Source organism: Pedobacter puniceum, from assembly GCF_009674685.1.
GTDB classification, from domain to species: Bacteria; Bacteroidota; Bacteroidia; order Sphingobacteriales; family Sphingobacteriaceae; genus Pseudopedobacter; species Pseudopedobacter puniceum.
The window spans coordinates 357,680-376,210 of sequence record NZ_WKJI01000003.1; the positions used below are offsets into that span (position 1 = coordinate 357,680).

Genomic DNA, 18,531 nt, shown 5'->3' on the forward strand with positions numbered 1-18,531 from the left:
CAAAAGCTGTCTTTAAGGGTATAGTCCTCTTTAGACAGCTTTTTTTATTTATTAATCAACCACCATTGCCATTCATCATTACCTTCACTACTTACCATCCTCATATTTTTTGGCTTCGTTTTCGCTAGAAAATTAATTATTTACTTGTGCAGGATATAATTATTTGATATTTCAAATATTTGTTATAATTTTATTTATTATGCTTGCATAATATAACCATTATAAACGAAAAATAATTAAGATGAAAAAACGAATACTATTAGGCATAGTTATGCTTTGCTGTTCCTTTTTTGCCTTCCCTGTTTTGGCACAAAACGTAAAAGGTAAAGTTATGGCGTCAGACAATAGTACCTTACCTGGGGTAAGTGTTATTGTGCAAGGCTCATTTGTTGGTACATCTACCAATGGAGACGGAGCTTTTGCTCTAAACGTAAATTTTGATAAGGTTCCGGTTGTTTTGGAGTTTTCTATGTTAGGCTTTCAAACACAAAAGGTTACCTTAACCAAGCCTACTACTGATGTAAAAGTTGTTTTAAAAGAAACTAGTGTTAATATTGATGAATTAGTAGTTTCAGCATCAAGGGTAGAAGAGCGTATTTTAGAAGCTCCGGTAACGGTAACCAAAGTAAGCTCTAACCAGTTGCTAGCTGGTGGAGGACCAGAAATGTTTAGTAACCTTTCAAGATATCAAGGTATTGATGTTAACAGTTCTTCTATGCTGTTAACCACAATCTCTACTAGGGGATTTAATAGTCCAAAATCTGAGCGTATGATTCAGTTGGCAGATTATGTAGATACACAAGTGCCAAGTTTAAATCTTAACGCAGGTAATATGTTGGGTGTTGCCGAACTGGATGTAAGTTCAGTTGAGATTATTCATGGCCCTGCTTCTGCTTTATATGGTGCAAACGCTTTCAATGGTGTTTTACTAACAAATTCAAAAGATCCATTTTATACAGAAGGTTTGTCTTTAAAATTAAGAGGTGGTAATAGAGCTTTATTTGATGGTCAAATCAGGTACGCTAAAAAACTGACTGATAAGTTAGCTTTTAAAATTAATGCTTCTTATTTTTCTGCCGATGACTGGATGGCAAATGACCAATCTGCAAAGCGTATAACTTCGGCAAAAAATTACGGACCGGGTTCTGCTTTTGGCTATGATGCCTTAAACACTTATGGCGAAATTAGCACTACTCAAGCAGGTGTTTCTATTATACCGGGAGAGGTAATTTATACACCAGGATGGTCAGAAACAGCTTTAATAGCTAATGATAATAGGACTTTAAGTTACAGAATTAACCCTAGTATCTCTTATTTAGTTACTGATAAGATAAAAGCTACACTAGATTATAAGAGAGCAGGTGGTACAACTACTTACCAATCAACCAGTAGGTATCGTTTTAAAAACTTAAGTGTTGACCAATTTAGAGCCGAGTTAAAATCTGATAAATGGTTTTTAAGAGCCTTCAGAACTGAGGATAATGGTGGCGATACTTATGATTTAAGCTTTTTAGGGGCTAGAATGGCTACTTTAAATCCTACGGCAGCTGGATTACCGGCTTTACCTGGAGGAGCAACAAGTTATACAGCTTTATTTTTTGGGACATACGGAGCGGCTCTACAACAAGGAGCTACACCGGCACAGGCTTATGCAGCAGCTAGTGCAACATGGCCAAAAGAAGGTTCTACTGCTTTTAATGCTTTACGTAAATATAATGCAGAGCTTAACCAACCAGCAGGTTCAAGATTGCCTGTTAACTCTGTTATGACAGATGTGAGTGGGCAATATCAATTCGGGTTTAAATTTGCCGATGTTATTGTTGGTGGCGCTTACAGGGCATTTGGCTTAGCTTCGCAAGGTGCAGTTTTTGAAGATACTCCGGGTGGTGATAGAATTCAAAATTACGAATATGGTGTTTACAGCCAAGTAGCAAAAACATTCTTTAATGATGCATTAAAATTACAAGTTGCTGGTCGTTTAGATGATTTTCAAAATTTCGATTCTAAATTCTCTCCAAGAGCTTCAGCAGTTTATACCTTTGGCGAAAAAAGACAACATAACTTCCGTTCTAGTTACGGTGTAGCATTTAGAAGCCCTACACAAATAGACCAATACATCCGTTTAGATATTGGTAGTGCTTTATTATTAGGAAACGTAAGAAACGGTTTTAATGGATATAACACTACTTTACTAACTCAAGGAAGTCCAGCTGCAAATATAGCAGCAGTAGCTGGTGGTTCTACAGCATTTAACTATTCTGCACCACGCTTAGATTTAGAGCAGGTTGCTACTTTTGAGGTAGGTTATAAAACCATCATCAAAGATAAACTAACTTTTGATATTACTTATTTTAGAAGTAATTACGATAATTTTATCGGAGCTCAACCTTTCGTTGGTAATACAGATGGTTCACGTCCAACGGTTCCACAAATCTTAGTAGCTACAGGTGCGGCTCCTGGTACAGATGGTCAAACACGTAACCGTTTAAATGACCCAACAAGCCCTACCCGTATCATCCAAGTTTGGTTTAACAACCAACAAGAGGTAACTACTCAAGGTGTAAGTGTTGGTTTAGGCTATGCTTATAGAAAAGAGTTAAACTTTAATGCTAACTATAGCTACAACAAAATTGGCGATTTGCCTACTGGTTTCTTAGCTTTCTTTAACACACCAGAAAACAAGTTTAATGTTGGTATTGATGGCGAGTTTAAGAAAAGATTAGGTTATAACGTTAATTATAGATGGCAACAAGGTTTTGTGTATGAATTCCCTTTTGATGTTGGTCCAATAGATAATATCGGAACTTTAGATGCTTCTTTATCTTACAAAATTCCTAAAGCTAAATCTACCATTCAAATTGGAGGTTCTAACTTAACCAATGCTTACAATACACAAATTTGGGGTGGTCCGCAGTTAGGAAGAATGATTTTTGCCGGAATTTTGGTAGATATTAAATAGTATTAAAATAACACACTAACTTATAAATGCAAGGCTGCTGATGATGAAAATCATTGGCAGCTTTTTTTATTTGTGTCGTTTATAGTTTAATCTTCTTCTAGTATCTCCTGAACACGCCCTACTTGTCCATCATCCAGCATGACTTTAATACCACGATGATGTTTTGGGGCGCTTGTTAAGATTCTTTTTACAATACCTTCGGTGAGGATACCTGTTCTTTGGTCTTTCTTTAAAACAATATTCACCAAAGCACCTATTTTAATATTACTTCTTACTGTTCCGTCCATCATTAAAAAATATTACGCATTAAAAAATCCTCAACATAAATGCTTTATTGCTTTAAGTTGAGGATTTATAGACTATTTAAATACAAGCTAATGGTTTTTTAACTTGACTTCTATAATTTTAGATGATTAGCCTAATTTAGCTTTCAAATTCTCATCAATAGCTGCTAAGAATTCTTCTGTGTATAAGTAGTGTTTGCCATGTTCTACTTTATTGCCATGGATACAAACTGCTAAATCTTTAGTCATTTTACCACTTTCTACAGTTTCAACGCAAACTTGCTCTAAAGTTTGGCAGAAATTAATTAGCTCTTGGTTGTTATCTAACTTACCGCGGAATTCTAGACCTCTAGTCCAAGCAAAAATAGATGCAATAGGGTTAGTAGAAGTAGGTTTTCCTTTTTGATGATCACGGTAATGACGGGTAACTGTACCATGTGCAGCTTCCGCTTCCATAACTTTACCATCAGGAGTAACCAAAGTAGAAGTCATTAAACCTAAAGAACCAAAACCTTGTGCTACGGTATCAGACTGTACGTCGCCATCGTAGTTTTTACAAGCCCAAACAAAGTTACCATTCCATTTTAACGCAGAAGCAACCATGTCATCAATTAAACGGTGCTCGTAAGTAATACCAGCAGCCTCAAACTGTGCTTTAAATTCTTGTTGATAAATCTCTTCGAAAATATCTTTGAAACGACCATCATATTTCTTTAAAATGGTGTTTTTAGTAGATAAATATAAAGGCCATTTTTTGCTTAAAGCTTGGTTAAAGCATGATCTAGCAAATCCTTTAATACTTTCGTCTGTGTTGTACATAGCTAAAGCAACACCATCTCCTTTAAAGTTAAATACTTCAAATTCTTGAACAGTACCGTCTTCGCCTTCAAATTTAATGGTTAATTTGCCTTTTCCTTTGGTAACAAAATCTGTTGCTCTGTATTGGTCTCCAAAAGCATGACGACCAATGCAGATAGGAGCTGTCCAGTTAGGAACTAAACGAGGAACATTTTTACAAACAATAGGTTCTCTAAATACAGTACCATCTAAAATATTTCTGATAGTTCCGTTTGGAGACTTCCACATTTGTTTTAAACCAAATTCTTCAACTCTGGCTTCATCCGGAGTAATGGTTGCGCATTTAATACCAACGCCATATTCTTTAATTGCATTAGCTGCATCAATGGTTACTTGGTCATTTGTTTGGTCACGATATTCCATTCCTAAATCATAGTATTTAATATCTAAATCTAGGTAAGGAATAATCAATTTGTCTTTAATGAATTTCCAGATAATTCTGGTCATCTCATCGCCGTCTAGTTCTACTACAGGGTTTGCAACTTTGATTTTGCTCATTATTTATATGTTTTTGTTTATCCCACTTAAAATGAGGCGTAAATATAAGAATTGATTTTTAATGCAGGCTTTTGAATGATGTGTTTTTTGTAATGTTAAGGTCTAAATTTTTATGTTTTGGCATATTTATAGTATATCATAAGGTGTAATCTTAAAAAAAATAAGCCATGGAAAATAAAAAGGAAAATTTGCCTAACGATGAACGGTTTAAGCGTAATCAAGAGTCTAATTTAGTTGATAATGAAGCTCAAAATCTTAAATATAATCCTAAAGAAGATAGTTTTGAGTTGGATGTTGACCCAGAGGATGCAAAAGAAGAAGGGTATGACCATCCAGACCCTTACGATACTGCTGCCGATGATTTTGATTCTGATTATGATGAATCTAACCCATACGTTGGTGATGAATATGATAAAAATGCTTCTTTAGAACACGATGTTGATAAATTAGGGATGCATATTGCCGGAGAAGAAAGTTTAAGAATCAGTAAAAAGGATGAAGAAATTGCTCGTACTGCAGAGGATGATCGTGATGATTTGGATGAAGAAGGTTATCCTAAATTCTTGAAATAGTTAGAAATCAATATCCAGGTTGAAAATTCTTCTAAACTCTTCTAGTTTAGGATTTTTTTCAACCAGATGCTGGTATTTATCCCTGCTGGTATATAATTTTCGTTCTTCCTGTTTCTCGTTAATAACAGGTTCTAAAGTGATAGAAAAATTGTTCAATTGCTTACGCAGATAGTTTAAAACATCTATACGTTCATTAATCAACTCGTTGGCTTGCAATTTATTTTCAACCTCTAACTCTATTTGGTAACCATCCTTTAATTTGGGTGTATAATTCATCATTAAAGTAGCTAAGCTCATTTTGCCATCAGCTTTAGCTTTAAAAGAGAAATTTCCCCAAGCTTCAATAAACTGCTCTGTTGTAAAATCATCCTTAGCATCACCGGTAAGGTAATCTATTGTTTCCTCAAGCTGTTCTTTGGTTTTTATAGCTGTAGGATTTTTTAAATTTGGGATTAAAGTATTGCCTAATTTAGGAATAAGATTTTTGGGTGTGATATTGATTTCTGCTACCGCAGCTTCCGTCTGAGGTGTAGCAGCAGTAGGTATAACTTTTTCTGGTTCTTGAATATTAGGAATAGCCTTTTCTACAACTTCCTGTTTAGGTAAAACAGGTGCTACAAGAGGTTGAGGACTTGCTAAATTTTCAGGTTTTTTTTTTAGTTGCTCAGCCATTTGCTGAACATTAGAGTTTTGACTTAAGTTAACCGCTTGGCTGATATGACTTATTTTAATCAGCGTAAGTTCAACTTGTAAACGTTGGTTTTTACTGATTTTATAATTTAAATCGCATTGGTTAGCAATATTTAAAGCGCTTATTAAAAAAGAAGCTGAGGCTGATTTTGCTTGCTCTAGATATTTTTGTTTGATATTCTCGCTAACTTCTAATAATTGAACAGTAGCGGCATCTTTACAAACCAAAATATTTCTAAAGTGCGATGCTAAGCCAGTAATAAAGTTGTTCCCGTCAAAACCATTGTTTAAAATCTCATCAAACAACAATAAAGCGGCTGGCGTGTTTTGTGACATTAAAAACTCGGTAACTTTAAAATAATAATCGTAATCTAGAATATTAAGATTATCTATAACAGCTTGATAATTAACCTGTCTGTTAGAAAAACTAACAATTTGGTCAAACATAGATAAGGCATCTCTTAAGCCACCATCTGCCTTTTGGGCAATCAGGTGTAAGCCATCTTGGTCATAAGCTATCTCTTCTCTGGTAGCAATTTTAGCTAAATGATTAGCCATATCTTCAACCTTTATCCTGTTAAAGTCGAATATCTGACAACGCGATAATATGGTTGGTAATATTTTGTGCTTTTCTGTGGTTGCTAATATAAAGATGGCATAAGAAGGTGGTTCTTCTAAAGTTTTCAAAAAGGCATTAAAAGCACTTTGAGAAAGCATGTGAACCTCATCAATAATGTAAACTTTATATTTTCCAGCTTGTGGAGGTATTCTAACCTGATCTATTAAATTCCTGATATCATCAACAGAATTGTTTGATGCCGCATCTAGCTCATGAAAATTAAATGAATTACCATTTTGGAAAGAGGTACAAGATGCGCAAGTGCCACAAGCTTCTCCTGCAGGTGTTAAATCCAGACAGTTGATGGTTTTTGCTAAAATTCTGGCACAAGTAGTCTTACCAACACCTCTTGGGCCGCAGAATAAAAATGCTTGCGCAAGCTGATTGTTTTTAATGGCATTTTTTAAAGTATTGGTGATATGCAGTTGCCCCACAACACTTTCAAATGTTATAGGTCTGTATTTTCTTGCCGATACTATGAAGTTCTCCATCAGGTTGCTAAAATAGAAAGATGTATTTGATTGTGCAATTTAAAAATGATTAATCCTTTATGCCTTGTTTGAATTATATTTTGTTTTATTAAATTAATTTTTTCATTTTTAGTATACCAATTGTTAGCCAATGCATAAGTTTTTATTTTTTGTGAAACTGTTACCTGGTTTTATAACTTTTTTGTTTAGAAAAGTCATAAAATGATTTAATCAACCATCCTAAATATGGAGTTCTTTATTATAAAATCTTTTAATCTCTTGTTTATCAACTAAATGTTTTCTACCTTTGCAATCCCGTAAAAGCGGGTTAACAATAGTAAGAAATGAATCAATACGAAACCACTATCATTCTTACCCCATTGTTATCAGAAGAAGTTGCAAAAGAAGTGATTGCAAAATTCACTAAAACTTTAACTGATAACGGAGCCGAAATTGTCCAAGAGGATAATTGGGGTTTGAAAAAACTAGCGTATCCAATTGAGAAAAAATCAACTGGATATTATCATCTAACTGAATACAAGGTATCAGGAGAGGTTATCGGCAAATTTGAATTAGAGTTAAAGCGTGATGAGCGTGTTATGAGATTTTTAACAGTACGTTTAGATAAACATGCTGTAGCTTATAACGAGAAAAAACGTAACGGCGCATTTAATAAGAAAAAAGCGGAGGCAGCAAACTAATGGCACAAGATCAAATCCAATATGTTACTGCTCCCAAGGTGGAGGATAACAGAAAGAAATACTGCCGTTTCAAGAAAAACGGTATCAAGTATATCGATTATAAAGACGCTAACTTTTTATTAAAGTTCATTAATGATCAAGGTAAAATTTTACCTCGTCGTTTAACTGGTACTTCTTTAAAATATCAGCGTAAAGTTGCTCAAGCAGTTAAAAGAGCTCGTTTAATTGGTATATTACCTTTCGTTACAGACGGTTTAAAATAAGGAGGCTAAGCAGATGGAAGTTATATTAACACAAGATGTAAAAAACCTAGGCGAGAAAGACGATATCGTTTCAGTAAAGCCAGGTTACGGCCGTAATTATTTAATTCCTCAAGGTCAAGCTATTTTAGCTACCGAGTCGGCAAAAAAAGTTTTAGCTGAGAACATTAAACAAGCTCAGTTTAAACAAGAAAAAATTAAAAAAGACGCAGAAGCTGTTGCAGCTAAATTAACTGATGTTAGATTAAGCATTGGCGCTAAAGCTGGAGAAAGCGGTAAAATCTTTGGTGCTGTTAACACTATTCAAGTTGCAGATGCATTAAAGAAATTAGGCTTTGATGTTGACAGAAGAAGAATTACTTTTGATTCTGATGTTAAGTTTGTTGGTGAATATATTGCTAACTTAAACTTACATAAAGAAGTTAAAGTACAAGTTCCTTTTGACGTAGTTGCTGAGTAATTTATCAGTACATGAATAATTTAAATGCTTCCTGATAATTTTCAGGAAGCATTTTTTTTGATTATATATGGCAAAGTCATCTTCTATCTTCCAAAAGATATCTAAAATCATACTCAAATTGATGTTATGGTTTTTTTGTATCAGTATTGTTTGGGTTATTCTGTTAAGATTTATAAATCCTCCGCTCACCTATTTGATGCTTCAAAGAGGCTTTGAAAGAAAGGCAGAAGGTAAAACATGGAAGCTCAAAAAAGAATGGAAGGATTTTGAGGATATTTCTATGAACCTTAAAAGAGCAGTTTTAGCTGCCGAAGATGCTAGGTTTTTGGTCCATCATGGTTTTGATTTTGAGGCTATAGAGAAAGCCTATCAAAAAAATAAGAAAGGCAAAAAAATACGTGGTGGCAGTACCATATCTCAGCAAACTGCAAAAAATGTATTTCTATGGCCAGGTAGGTCTTACGTAAGAAAAGCTTTTGAAGCTTACTTCACTTTATTGATAGAGATATTCTGGTCTAAAGAAAGAATCTTAGAAGTTTATCTCAATGTAATTGAAACCGGAGATGGTATTTACGGAATGGAAGTAGCTACACAAACTTATTATGGTAAATCCTGCGAAAGCCTACTAAAAAGTGAGGCTGCTTTACTTGCGGCAGTTTTACCCAATCCAAGAAGGTGGACTCCACTCAAGCCAACGGCTTATATTTATCACAAAAAAGGTGTAATTCTCAGGAATATGAGAAATCTAGGGAAACTTGAATTTTAAATCCCTTGAGGTAAAGAAAACACCCTTTGATGCCAGCTATTTAGAAACTTACATTCCCACTTTTCTTGGTATTCTTGATAGTTTTGAACTAGATTATTGAAAACAATCGTGTTTTGGTTGATCTTTCCTTCAGTTATTAAAGATTCAAAACCCTCACGATTTAAAGCTTTTACTTCTTCTTGTTCTTTATAAGCGATGTTAAACCTATCGAAAAGATTCACATGATATTTTTCTTGAATTTCTTTCATCAAATGGACAGATTTATCAATAGAGCAACCGCTAGCTCCTGCTTGGCTCTCATCTACAATTAAAACCAGAAAACGGTTGTATCTGATTTCATAACCAGCTTTTAATTGTTGATTATGTGCTTGCCAATTCGTGGTAAAATCTGTAAGCAATTGCTCAAGCTCTTGTACTTCAACATTAGTGAATACTCTGTCTGATTGATAAATCCAAACTCTAGAAAGTGGGTGAAATTCCATAATAACAAAATTAATAATATTAAATGTCTTGAGGAGGATGATTAAAAGAGTTTACATTAAGATGTAGTTAATAAGTGGAAAAATATATTTCATCCTTTTTAAATGTTGAACTAAATTAGAGCGTGAATTTACTCTACGCCTTAAGTTTTATTTTCTGGAGTTTCTTTGGTGTTTTAAATTATACCGATGAACTTAAAACTTTTTATAGAAAGCAAATAGAAGAGCTTCTTAAAAAGTATGATGCAGACCGATTGTTAGGCACTAAAACATTTACTTTAGAACTTAATAACAATGGCTTTTTACGTTATAAGAGAATTTTAGCAAGTAACAAAACAGAATACTATTCCGTAAGAATAGAAAAAGTTCAAAAATTAAATTATTATGGAAATGAAAAGTCGGGTTGGTTAAGTGTTGTATGTGAGCCATCTTCCGTTATCTTTCAAAGTTATAAAGACCCAGCTGGTGATGTTGATTCTATGGCAAATGAAATAAATTTTCCATTAAAGGGAATTTCTGAAGAGGAACTTAATTCACTCAATAAAAGTTTTGATTTTTTGAGAGAAAATTCTAAATACATTCCCTAATATTAGGGATATTAGATACTTTTTCTTATTTTGGTATTATTATTTTTTACGAATTAAATGAAGTTTGGTAAAATAAGTTATATTGTTCTTATATGTATGGTTCTTATTGCCCATACCATGATTTTGAATATTTGGTTAAGTAATGAAACTGTTAAGCCAACAAAAGTAAGTTTCAAGAAGTATCAGGATACCAAAGATAGCTTAAAACATGAGGGTAGGTTAATCAACTATAAAGATGTGCCTGCTCAGAAGGAGGAATCTATTTCTGTAAGTAGATGAATATCCAGCACCTTTTAAAAAGATGCTGGAATAGCATTAAATCAGATTATTATTTCTAGCGGTAATTTCTGCAATATCCAAGACCTCTATTTCTTGTTCTTTTTCAAAGTGTTTAACACCATCTTTCATCATCGTCATGCAAAAAGGACAACCCACAGCTACAACTTCTGCTTTAGATTCTAAAACATCGTCTATTCTTTCAATATTTACATCCTTTTTGCCTTTTTCTGGCTCTTTAAACATTTGAGCTCCACCAGCACCACAGCAAAGTCCGTTTTGTTTACAACGTTTCATTTCAACTAAATCAGCGTCTAAAACTTCCAATACTTTTCTAGGAGCTTCATATACACCATTAGCCCGGCCTAAGTAACAAGGATCGTGGTAGGTTATTTTTTTACCTTTAAAAGGTTCTCCATTTTCTGTTTTTAGCTTACCAGCATCAATAAGTTCTTGTATTAATTGTGTGTGATGGATAACCTCATAATGACCTCCTAAATTTGGGTATTCATTTTTAATGGTATTAAAACAATGTGGGCAAGCAGTTACAATTTTTTTGATGTTATATCCGTTCAAAACTTCGATATTCATCATGGCTTGCATCTGAAAAAGAAATTCGTTACCCGCTCTTTTTGCAGGGTCTCCAGTGCAGTTCTCTTCTGTGCCTAATACCGCGAATTTAATATTGCAATGCGTTAAAATTTTAGCGAAAGCCTGTGTTACTCTTTGTGCTCTTTCATCATAACTGCCGGCGCAGCCTACCCAAAATAAAACTTCTGGTTCTTCGCCAGCAGCCATCATATCTGCCATGGTTGGTACTTGTATCATTGGTTGTCAGTTATTAGTTGCCAGTTCTTAGTTATCGGTATCTGTAGTAGAATCTTTAATATCGTTAAGTGTCTTTACTCTTTTATCTTTTTTGTCAATGTCTAATGCTATTTATTTGCCCAATTAAATCTATCCGCAGGAGAATATTTCCAAGGAGCACCATTATTTTCGATGTTAGAGAACATCGCGTTTAAGCTACCTGTTACGTTAGATTCTTCCATAACAGCATAACGTCTTAAATCAAGAATAATAGAAAGCGGATCTATATTTACTGGACAGGCTTCTACGCAAGCGTTACAAGTGGTACAAGCCCAAATTTCTTCTCTGCTGATATAGTCATCTAACAAGCTTTTACCATCATGATAATCTTTACCATGTTTATCTATATTTCTACCAATCTCTTCCATTCTATCACGGGTATCCATCATGATTTTTCTTGGAGATAAAAGCTTACCTGTTATATTAGCCGGACAAGAAGATGTGCATCTTCCGCACTCTGTACAGGTATAGGCATTCATCAGTTGTACCCAATTTAAGTCTTGTACATCTTTAGCTCCAAACTTATTATTTGCCTCTATGGCAGGAGGTGTATAAGATGGATTTAACATAGCTTTTACTTCATGAGATACGGTTTCCATATTGTTAAATTCTCCTTTTGGAGCAAGTTTAGCATACCATGTATTAGGAAATGCTAAAATGATATGGAAATGTTTAGAAAATGGTAGGTAGTTTAAGAAGGCTAGTATACCTAATATATGAAACCACCAACAAAAACGCTCAATGAAGATTAAGGTATTGATGTCTGTAGGTAGTAAGGGTAAAATAAATTGTGATACAGGGAAACTACCTGCAAGCGTATAATGACTAGCACCTGCTTGTTGTAGCTTGTAATCTGCAGCATTCATAGTCAAGAAAGCAGACATTAACAAAACCTCAATCACTAAAATATAAATAGCATCTGATTTTGGCCAAGCCGTCATTTCCACACCACTGAAACGCTTAAGCTGCAACACCAGTCTTCTTGCCAAGAAAACAAATACGCCTAAAAGAACTAGTAAAGCCAATATTTCAAAAGAGGCTATTAAAAAGTTATAAAAGCCCCCTAAAAAAGAAAACACACGGTGCGTACCAAAAACACCATCAATGATAATTTCTAAAACTTCAATATTAATGATGATGAACCCCACATAAACAAGTATATGCATAATACCTGCCACAGGTCTGGCAGTCATTTTACTTTGACCAAGAGCTACTTTAAGCATGTTTTTCCAGCGCTCTGCTTGATGATCTGTACGGTTTATATCTTTTCCTAGATTAATGTTTCTAATAATTTTTCTAATACTAATGGTAAAAGCTACTATTGCTAAAGTAAAAGCTAAAATGAAAATAATTTGTGCCAGCATAGTGTTTGAATTGATGATAGAGCTAATATAAATAATTAATTTAAAAAAACTATGCAAGCATAGTAATTTTTAGATTTTCAAATGGTTTTAATTGTTTAAGCCTTTGATATCAAGAATTATACCCTTAAAGATTTTTTTATAGTGATGTAACAAAGCATTCAATAGTCTCGTCTTAATATACAAACATTAAGTTTATGGAAGAACAATTACTTGAAGAAGCTTTACAGCTAATGTTAGCCGGAGAGCAAGAAGATGATTCTTTGTTAAGTGAAGTATTAGCTATAGTACAAAAAGTATTGGCTTAATATCGTTAAATGATGAACTACTTTATGAGGGGGCAAGATTCTTTTTATTGAGGTTTAATTTGGTGACTTAAAGTAGGTTACTAATTATTTGAAAATATTATTTGTATTTTATCAAAAAGAGGCTACATTTGCAATCCCGAAACGAAGCAACGTTTCCACCAAGATGGTACGGTAGCTCAGTCGGTAGAGCAATGGACTGAAAATCCATGTGTCGCCGGTTCGATCCCGGCCCATACCACCAGAAACCCTTTCGAGTTTATCTTGAAAGGGTTTTTTGCTTTAATAGCTATCTTTGTCAGCATTTAGATTTTTATTTTCATCTTTAAAAGATATAATGCTTAGGTTTTCTAATTTTGTTTCTTAAGAAATAGCATGGCCATATTCCGTTTATTACTTTTTCCATTCTCGCTGATTTACGGAATCATTGTTTGGCTACGCAATAAATTTTACGACTGGAATTGGTTTAATAGTACATCATTTAAGTTACCCCTTATTGTTATTGGCAATTTAGAAGTTGGTGGTGTTGGTAAAACGCCTTTAACAGAATATATTATCAGACTATTAAAATCTGATTTTAAAATGGCTACTTTAAGTAGAGGTTACGGACGTAAGAGCAAAGGTTTTAGATTGGTAGAAAAATACGAAGATGCAGCCTTAAACGGCGATGAACCTCAGCAATTAAAGAATAAATTTCCTGAAATAACGGTTGCGGTTTGTGAAGATAGGGTTTTTGGAGTGGAGAAACTTAAAGAAACGCATGAGCTTATAGTATTGGATGATGCTTATCAGCATAGAGCTTTAAAAGCTGGGATGAATATATTATTGTTTGATTATCATCGCTTAAAGCATTTTAAATTATTATTGCCTGCAGGAAATTATAGAGAATCCTTTACTGGTAAAAGTAGGGCTCAAATTATTGTGATTACTAAATGCCCCTTAGATTTATCCGAGACTGAAAAGAATAAAATCAAAGAATCTTTTTCTTTAGCTCATCATCAAAAAATCTTTTTCTCTTCCTTAGCTTATAGTAAGCAATTGAAAAGAATTGATAATGGAGAAAGTTTGGTTTTAGAAGAAATAGCAGCAGGTACACCCATTTTATTGCTTACAGGTATAGCAAGGCCTGCCTTGTTGTTTAAAGAAGTAGAAAAGTATAGTACTCATATTATTCATCATAATTATCCAGATCATCATCATTTCAGCCGAAAAAATATGCTTAAACTTGTAGCAGATTTTAAGAAATGTGGTACAGGGGCATTAATTATTACAACAGAAAAGGATGCTGTGCGTTTAAAATCTCAGTCTGATAAAGAACTATTAGCCGGACTACCTATTTATGAATGGCCAATAGAGGTTGTTTTTAAAGATGATGAATTGATTTTTAAAGAAAAAATTTTAAGTTATGTTAAAGCAGTTAAATGATTCTGTAGAATTTATAAAGAAAAGAATAGGTGATTTTGTGCCAGAAATAGGTATTATTCTAGGTACAGGTTTGGGTGGTTTGGTAAATGATATTGAAATAGAGCATCAATTATCTTATTCGCATATTCCTAATTTTCCTATTTCTACTTTAGAGTTTCACTCTGGCAAATTAATATTTGGGACATTATCAGGCAAGAAAGTGGTAGCCATGCAGGGGCGCTTGCATTATTATGAAGGCTACAATATGAAACAAATTACTTTTCCGGTAAGGGTTTTAAAACTCTTAGGTATTAAAACCTTGTTTGTTTCTAATGCTAGTGGTGCTTTAAATCCGGCTTATAAGAAAGGCGATTTAATGATTATTGAAGACCATATTAATTTACAGCCAGAAAATCCGCTAACGGGAACAAATTATGATGAATTGGGCCCAAGGTTTCCGGATATGAGCGAGCCTTACAAAAAGCATTTGATAGAAAAAGCCTTAACTATTGCCCAAAAAGAGCAGATTACTTGCCATAAGGGTGTTTACGCTTCGGTTACTGGACCAAATTTAGAAACAAGAGCAGAATACAAATACTTAAGAATTATTGGGGCCGATGCTGTTGGAATGAGTACCGTACCCGAAGTTATTGTTGCCAACCACATGGGGTTACCTGTATTTGCTATTTCTGTTTTAACAGATGAAGGTTTTCCTGAAACATTACAACCTGTATCTGTAGCAGAAATTATTAAAACAGCAACAGAGGCAGAACCACATATGACCAATATCTTAAAACAGTTAATTTTATTGGTATAATGTTTAAAAAGCTGTTCTTTTTAATTTTATTGGCTATTGGATATTATCCTTTGATGGCACAGGTGCGTCAAACACCGCGTACTATTGGAACGGGTAATACCAGATTTAATGATCCTTCATCTGCGTATCCAAATCAAAATCAACCAAATGGGCAACAGCAAGCAGCGCAACCCAAGCAAGAAATTAGTGTCGATTCTTTAAGGAAGCAATTGGAGACCAAAAAGGATTCTATTATTTATACAGCTAAGTTTATAAAAGTTACTAAGGAGGAGTTTTTAAGAGATAGCACTAGGTTATTTCCACTAGATACCAGTACAACTAATTTTCATAGGTTCAACCCTTTGTATGACCCCAAAAGCCCAACCATGAATACCGGAGCAATGGGTTTGGCCTATAGGCCTATGTTGTTTGAGCCTCTTAAGACTATTGGTTTTGATTTAGGCTATCATTTTTTTGATAGGTACTTAACAAAACCTGAAGATATCATTTATTACCAAGCAAGGTCTCAGTTTACAGAAATGTTTATGTTATCTACCACTTTGGGAGTAAATGCTGAGCAGGCTTTTCATGTTATCCATAGTCAGAATATAAAACCCAATTGGAATATTGGAGCAAAATACGCAACTAACCGTACAGAAGGCTATTATTTTGGGCAAACAGCTAATAATTTAAACGCTTCTTTATGGACATGGTACGAATCTAAGAATAAGCGTTATACGCTTTTAGCAAATGCTATTTTTAACACGATAAAGAGCGGCGAGAATGGTTCTATTAGAAATGATTCTATTTTTACAGTACCTACCGTAGTACAACCTGAGTTTGAGGCTACACGCTTAAACGGAGCGCTACACAACTGGAGATACAATACCATAAACATCAAACAGTTTTACAATATTGGGAAACAAAGGTTTGCTTCAGCAGATAGTACATCGGCTTTGCCAACACAAAGAGTAAGCTATAATTTTACTTATAACAGGCAGAAATATTTTTTTAAAAATGAAGGTGTAGATACCACAGGCATTTTGAATAACTACTATATTTTTAGAGATTCTACTTCTGATTCTACCTTGGTAAATCATCTTAAAAATGAATTTGCCTACAGTTTTTATTTGAGAGGTAAAAGTCTTTCTTTTTTAAAGAATGAGTTAAAATTGGATATTGGTTTGGTGCAAGATTTTTATGACTATAAGCAGGTTAATTATCAATCTCAATTTCAGAACTTAAGCTTAAAAGGAACTCTAAATTATAGCTTTAGCGATAAAGCTAGCTTAAAAGTAGATTTACAGCAGATTTTCCAAGGCAGAAATATTGGTGATTTCTTATATCAAGCGCAATCAGAAATAAAACTGAGCAATTCTGTTGGTAGATTAGTCTTGGGGGCTTATTCTCAAAACCAAAGTCCGGCGATTATTTACGAACGTTGGTTTTCTAACCACCACCGTTGGAATTTGAATTTCGATAATCAAAAAACACAAAATTTATCTTTTGCTTATTTAAACTCGAAGTTTCATTTTCAGGCTAAAGCAGAGTATTTCTTAGTGTCTAATCATCTTTACTTTTCATCAGAAAATAATATCATAGAGCCTAAGCAGTTAAGTAGTAATATCAACCTATTAAAATTAAGTGTTGGTAAAGATTTTAAGTTTGGTAAGTTTACTTTCGAAAATTATCTGGTTTACCAGAAAACAGATTTTGAGCAAATTTTAAGAACACCAGAAGTTTATACTTTCCATAGCCTGTACATGCATCAAGATTTTTTTAAAGTTTTGAAAACCGAGTTTGGTTTTGATGTACGTTATTTTAGCGAATATACTGCACCTTCTTATGCACCAGCTATTGGGCAGTTTTATAATGGCGAGGCAGTAAGGTTTAATACTTGGCCTGTTGCTGATGCTTGGATAAGAACCAATTGGAAAAGAGCAAATTTGTTTTTAAGGTATAACTATGTAAATAAAGGACTTTTCTCTAAGGGCTATTATACCGTTAACAGATACCCTATGCCTTATTCTATAGCGCAATTTGGTGTTAAATGGAATTTCTACGATTAAGTTTTTTGTTTCTTCTTTTTAGCTGCGGGGAAAAGGATATTGTTTAGAATAAGCCTGTAGCCAGGCGAGTTAGGATAAAGATTTAAATCTGTTGGTGGGTCGCCCACAATATGCTGATAATCTTCTGGGTCATGACCGCCATAGAAAGTCCATTGGCCTTTTCCAAACTGACCGTGAATGTATCGGGCTTCGTTTGCGGCTTTTAATTCGCCCATCACCAATACATCAGGTTTTATGGTTTTATTATTGAATGATGTAGTTTGGCCCATAAAACCTTTGATAACTTTTTCGTGGTTTTGAGTAAGCATGGCTGGTACAACATCCCACTTTGCAGAAAAATCAAATAAAGTAAAGAAGTCTCTAGTTCTTTCTACATTTCTAAAGCTGGTAGCATCAATATTTGAAAACTCATAATTAGATGGATTTAAATCCAATAGGAAATTATGAAAAGCGAAAGTGTTATTAAAATTTAGTTTTTGTTGAGCTTGTGGGTCGGATGGGTCGCCATCAAACATGCTTTCGCAGATATCTGTTCCGGCGGCAGCTAAAGCTATATCATAGCTATCAGTACCAGAACACATGGCAAAGAGGAAACCTCCGCCGCTACAAAAATCTCTTATTTTAGTAGCCACAGCTAGTTTCATTTGAGATACCTTTTTAAAGCCCATTTTTTTTGCTGTAGTTTCTTGTTGTTGCACATCATCTCTGTACCAAGAAGCCATGCGGTAATTGGCCCAAAATCTGCCGTATTGTCCTGTAAAATCTTCATGGTGTAGGTGAAGCCAATCATACTCAGGAAGTTTTCCGTTTAAGACCTCTTCATCATAAATAATATCATAAGGAATTTCTGCATAAGTTAAAACCATGGTTACGGCATCGTCCCAAGGAAGCTTACTTTTTGGTGTATAAACAGCTATTTTTGGAGTTTTCTCTAGTTTTACAATATCCATATTTACTTCCGGATTGGATATCTCGGTAAAAATAGCTGTTACTTTAGCATCAGCAATAACCTCATAACTTATTCCTCTTATTTTAAGTTCTTTTTCAACGCTTGTATTATAGGTTGTTAAGAAGCTCCCACCTCTATAATTTAATAGCCAGTTTACTTCCTGCTGATTTTTTAAAACCCAATAAGTGAGTCCGTAGGCTTTTAAATGGTTCTTTTGGTCTTCATCCATAGGGATAAGGATAGAAGCTGCAAAGCTTTTAAAAGTAGAAAAGAAGAGTAATAAAAGAAAGATGGTTTTTTT

18 protein-coding genes and 1 tRNA gene are annotated in these 18,531 nt (G+C 34.1%); 12 read left to right on the plus strand and 7 right to left on the minus strand.

The window, feature by feature from the left end; all coding sequences use genetic code 11:
• Positions 1-241: 241 nt before the first annotated feature.
• Positions 242-2,959, plus strand: a complete 2,718-nt coding sequence (locus GJJ64_RS12940) for a TonB-dependent receptor (protein ID WP_154288196.1) — start codon at positions 242-244, stop codon at positions 2,957-2,959.
• 86 nt (positions 2,960-3,045) lie between these two features.
• Here GJJ64_RS12940 and GJJ64_RS12945 read toward each other — a convergent pair whose 3' ends face one another.
• Positions 3,046-3,246, minus strand: coding sequence for a YwbE family protein (locus tag GJJ64_RS12945; protein ID WP_039449097.1), 201 nt, complete (start codon positions 3,244-3,246; stop codon positions 3,046-3,048).
• Positions 3,247-3,372: 126 nt separating this feature from the next.
• Positions 3,373-4,599 (minus strand): NADP-dependent isocitrate dehydrogenase, encoded by a 1,227-nt coding sequence (locus GJJ64_RS12950; protein ID WP_154288197.1) that lies wholly within the window; start codon positions 4,597-4,599, stop codon positions 3,373-3,375.
• Positions 4,600-4,766: 167 nt separating this feature from the next.
• On the opposite strand from GJJ64_RS12950, the gene GJJ64_RS12955 reads away from it, so the two are divergent.
• Entirely contained in the window at positions 4,767-5,171 is a 405-nt protein-coding gene (locus tag GJJ64_RS12955; RefSeq protein WP_154288198.1) for a hypothetical protein, read from the plus strand.
• Here the strand turns inward: GJJ64_RS12955 and GJJ64_RS12960 are convergent, their stop codons facing one another.
• On the minus strand, positions 5,172-6,971 hold the full coding sequence (locus GJJ64_RS12960; RefSeq protein ID WP_154288199.1) for a DNA polymerase III subunit gamma/tau: 1,800 nt from the start codon (positions 6,969-6,971) through the stop codon (positions 5,172-5,174).
• A gap of 323 nt (positions 6,972-7,294) precedes the next feature.
• Between GJJ64_RS12960 and rpsF the strand changes: the two genes are divergently transcribed.
• From rpsF to mtgA, 4 genes are all read left to right on the plus strand, one after another.
• Positions 7,295-7,651 carry a 30S ribosomal protein S6 gene (gene rpsF / locus GJJ64_RS12965; protein ID WP_154288200.1) on the plus strand — a complete coding sequence of 119 codons (357 nt, stop codon included), beginning with the start codon at positions 7,295-7,297 and terminating at the stop codon, positions 7,649-7,651.
• A complete protein-coding gene (gene rpsR / locus GJJ64_RS12970) occupies positions 7,651-7,914 on the plus strand; it encodes a 30S ribosomal protein S18 (protein WP_026902889.1) in 264 nt (87 codons plus the stop codon). Before rpsF ends, rpsR begins: the two co-directional genes overlap by 1 nt.
• 13 nt (positions 7,915-7,927) lie before the next feature.
• Complete coding sequence (gene rplI, locus GJJ64_RS12975; RefSeq protein WP_154288201.1) at positions 7,928-8,371, plus strand: 50S ribosomal protein L9; 444 nt, start codon at positions 7,928-7,930, stop codon at positions 8,369-8,371.
• 121 nt (positions 8,372-8,492) lie between these two features.
• On the plus strand, positions 8,493-9,137 hold the full coding sequence (mtgA, locus tag GJJ64_RS12980) for a monofunctional biosynthetic peptidoglycan transglycosylase (protein ID WP_229655535.1): 645 nt from the start codon (positions 8,493-8,495) through the stop codon (positions 9,135-9,137).
• Here the strand turns inward: mtgA and GJJ64_RS12985 are convergent.
• Positions 9,134-9,619 (minus strand): ABC transporter ATPase, encoded by a 486-nt coding sequence (locus GJJ64_RS12985; RefSeq protein WP_154288203.1) that lies wholly within the window; start codon positions 9,617-9,619, stop codon positions 9,134-9,136. The genes mtgA and GJJ64_RS12985 overlap by 4 nt on opposite strands.
• Before the next feature lie 122 nt (positions 9,620-9,741).
• Between GJJ64_RS12985 and GJJ64_RS12990 the strand changes: the two genes are divergently transcribed.
• Positions 9,742-10,203: a hypothetical protein gene (locus GJJ64_RS12990; RefSeq protein WP_154288204.1), complete on the plus strand. Its 462-nt coding sequence runs from the start codon at positions 9,742-9,744 to the stop codon at positions 10,201-10,203.
• Positions 10,204-10,260: 57 nt separating this feature from the next.
• Positions 10,261-10,482: a hypothetical protein gene (locus GJJ64_RS12995; protein ID WP_154288205.1), complete on the plus strand. Its 222-nt coding sequence runs from the start codon at positions 10,261-10,263 to the stop codon at positions 10,480-10,482.
• 36 nt (positions 10,483-10,518) lie between these two features.
• On the opposite strand, the gene GJJ64_RS13000 is transcribed toward GJJ64_RS12995, so the two are convergent.
• Both GJJ64_RS13000 and GJJ64_RS13005 read right to left on the minus strand, forming a co-directional pair.
• Positions 10,519-11,307 carry a (Fe-S)-binding protein gene (locus GJJ64_RS13000; RefSeq protein ID WP_154288206.1) on the minus strand — a complete coding sequence of 263 codons (789 nt, stop codon included), beginning with the start codon at positions 11,305-11,307 and terminating at the stop codon, positions 10,519-10,521.
• A gap of 107 nt (positions 11,308-11,414) precedes the next feature.
• Complete coding sequence (locus GJJ64_RS13005) at positions 11,415-12,710, minus strand: 4Fe-4S dicluster domain-containing protein (RefSeq protein ID WP_154288207.1); 1,296 nt, start codon at positions 12,708-12,710, stop codon at positions 11,415-11,417.
• Between the two features lie 470 nt (positions 12,711-13,180).
• On the opposite strand from GJJ64_RS13005, the gene GJJ64_RS13010 reads away from it, so the two are divergent.
• From GJJ64_RS13010 to GJJ64_RS13025, 4 genes are all read left to right on the plus strand, one after another.
• Positions 13,181-13,256 (plus strand) — tRNA-Phe (locus GJJ64_RS13010).
• Positions 13,257-13,387: 131 nt separating this feature from the next.
• The gene (gene lpxK / locus GJJ64_RS13015) at positions 13,388-14,437 is read left to right on the plus strand and encodes a tetraacyldisaccharide 4'-kinase (RefSeq protein ID WP_154288208.1); all 1,050 of its coding nucleotides are present in this window, start codon (positions 13,388-13,390) and stop codon (positions 14,435-14,437) included.
• A complete protein-coding gene (locus GJJ64_RS13020) occupies positions 14,418-15,233 on the plus strand; it encodes a purine-nucleoside phosphorylase (protein WP_154288209.1) in 816 nt (271 codons plus the stop codon). The genes lpxK and GJJ64_RS13020 overlap by 20 nt, the downstream gene beginning before the upstream one ends.
• On the plus strand, positions 15,233-17,281 hold the full coding sequence (locus GJJ64_RS13025) for a putative porin (protein WP_229655536.1): 2,049 nt from the start codon (positions 15,233-15,235) through the stop codon (positions 17,279-17,281). The genes GJJ64_RS13020 and GJJ64_RS13025 overlap by 1 nt, the downstream gene beginning before the upstream one ends.
• Here the strand turns inward: GJJ64_RS13025 and GJJ64_RS13030 are convergent.
• The gene (locus GJJ64_RS13030) at positions 17,278-18,459 is read right to left on the minus strand and encodes an asparagine synthetase B (protein ID WP_229655545.1); all 1,182 of its coding nucleotides are present in this window, start codon (positions 18,457-18,459) and stop codon (positions 17,278-17,280) included. The genes GJJ64_RS13025 and GJJ64_RS13030 overlap by 4 nt on opposite strands.
• Positions 18,460-18,531 lie beyond the last annotated feature (72 nt).

What these genes read in the sequence shown, in the direction of transcription:
- GJJ64_RS12945 (WP_039449097.1), bottom strand. Translation starts at nt 3,246, where the DNA reads ATGGACGGAACAGTAAGAAGTAATATTAAAATAGGTGCTTTGGTGAAT.
- rplI (WP_154288201.1), top strand. Translation starts at nt 7,928, where the DNA reads ATGGAAGTTATATTAACACAAGATGTAAAAAACCTAGGCGAGAAAGAC.
- rpsF (WP_154288200.1), top strand. Translation starts at nt 7,295, where the DNA reads ATGAATCAATACGAAACCACTATCATTCTTACCCCATTGTTATCAGAA.
- GJJ64_RS13020 (WP_154288209.1), top strand. Translation starts at nt 14,418, where the DNA reads ATGTTAAAGCAGTTAAATGATTCTGTAGAATTTATAAAGAAAAGAATA.
- GJJ64_RS12985 (WP_154288203.1), bottom strand. Translation starts at nt 9,619, where the DNA reads ATGGAATTTCACCCACTTTCTAGAGTTTGGATTTATCAATCAGACAGA.
- GJJ64_RS13025 (WP_229655536.1), top strand. Translation starts at nt 15,233, where the DNA reads ATGTTTAAAAAGCTGTTCTTTTTAATTTTATTGGCTATTGGATATTAT.
- GJJ64_RS12960 (WP_154288199.1), bottom strand. Translation starts at nt 6,971, where the DNA reads ATGGAGAACTTCATAGTATCGGCAAGAAAATACAGACCTATAACATTT.
- GJJ64_RS12950 (WP_154288197.1), bottom strand. Translation starts at nt 4,599, where the DNA reads ATGAGCAAAATCAAAGTTGCAAACCCTGTAGTAGAACTAGACGGCGAT.
- GJJ64_RS12940 (WP_154288196.1), top strand. Translation starts at nt 242, where the DNA reads ATGAAAAAACGAATACTATTAGGCATAGTTATGCTTTGCTGTTCCTTT.
- GJJ64_RS12955 (WP_154288198.1), top strand. Translation starts at nt 4,767, where the DNA reads ATGGAAAATAAAAAGGAAAATTTGCCTAACGATGAACGGTTTAAGCGT.
- lpxK (WP_154288208.1), top strand. Translation starts at nt 13,388, where the DNA reads ATGGCCATATTCCGTTTATTACTTTTTCCATTCTCGCTGATTTACGGA.
- mtgA (WP_229655535.1), top strand. Translation starts at nt 8,493, where the DNA reads ATGTTATGGTTTTTTTGTATCAGTATTGTTTGGGTTATTCTGTTAAGA.
- rpsR (WP_026902889.1), top strand. Translation starts at nt 7,651, where the DNA reads ATGGCACAAGATCAAATCCAATATGTTACTGCTCCCAAGGTGGAGGAT.
- GJJ64_RS13000 (WP_154288206.1), bottom strand. Translation starts at nt 11,307, where the DNA reads ATGATACAAGTACCAACCATGGCAGATATGATGGCTGCTGGCGAAGAA.
- GJJ64_RS12995 (WP_154288205.1), top strand. Translation starts at nt 10,261, where the DNA reads ATGAAGTTTGGTAAAATAAGTTATATTGTTCTTATATGTATGGTTCTT.
- GJJ64_RS13005 (WP_154288207.1), bottom strand. Translation starts at nt 12,710, where the DNA reads ATGCTGGCACAAATTATTTTCATTTTAGCTTTTACTTTAGCAATAGTA.
- GJJ64_RS13030 (WP_229655545.1), bottom strand. Translation starts at nt 18,459, where the DNA reads ATGGATGAAGACCAAAAGAACCATTTAAAAGCCTACGGACTCACTTAT.